Source organism: Janthinobacterium sp. ROICE36 (assembly GCF_002869965.1).
Lineage (GTDB): Bacteria > Pseudomonadota > Gammaproteobacteria > Burkholderiales > Burkholderiaceae_D > Janthinobacterium.
The window spans coordinates 1-608 of the sequence record NZ_PEBS01000200.1 but is presented as its reverse complement, the minus strand read 5'-3'; the positions used below and the strand labels follow the sequence as shown (position 1 = coordinate 608).

Annotated in this window: 2 tRNA genes and 1 rRNA gene; all 3 read left to right on the top strand. The window is 45.7% G+C overall.

The annotated features are described in order from the left end of the window. Nucleotides 1-107 (top strand): 16S ribosomal RNA (locus CSZ94_RS27435); the annotation flags it as partial. Between the two features lie 79 nt (nt 108-186). Next, nucleotides 187-263: transfer RNA gene (locus tag CSZ94_RS27430), tRNA-Ile, on the top strand. A 24-nt stretch (nt 264-287) separates the two neighbouring features. Continuing rightward, nucleotides 288-363: transfer RNA gene (locus tag CSZ94_RS27425), tRNA-Ala, on the top strand. The last annotated feature ends 245 nt before the right edge of the window (nt 364-608 follow it).

The following is a 608-nucleotide window of genomic DNA, read 5'->3' as shown; positions in this document are numbered from 1 at the left end:
TAGGTAGCTTAACCGTAAGGAGGGCGCTTACCACGGTAGGATTCGTGACTGGGGTGAAGTCGTAACAAGGTAGCCGTATCGGAAGGTGCGGCTGGATCACCTCCTTTCTAGAGTTTGCACGAATCAGCAATGATTCACGCATCAAATGTTCACACTTATCGGCTGTTAATATAAAGAACAGCATTTGGGGCTGTAGCTCAGCTGGTTAGAGCACCGTGTTGATAACGCGGGGGTCGTTGGTTCGAGTCCAACCAGCCCTACCAGTTTCTGTAGTCTGGAAATACCCAGGGGGATTAGCTCAGCTGGGAGAGCACCTGCTTTGCAAGCAGGGGGTCGTCGGTTCGATCCCGTCATCCTCCACCAAAAGTTCAAACGTAAATCAGTGCAAATAGTGCGCCGGGATTTAGGTTTGGTCTTTTCGAGATCAAGTGCTGTATGTTCTTTAACAATCTGGAAGAAGTAAAGATTATTTATTGATTGATTTGCCGTAAAAAGCAAATCGATGGGTAATGATTGTATGTATCAACAAACAAGCAACAACGTTGTACTTTCTTATTCCTGTCACGCTCTTTCATTATGCAAATGATGAGAGGCTAACGTTATAGGGA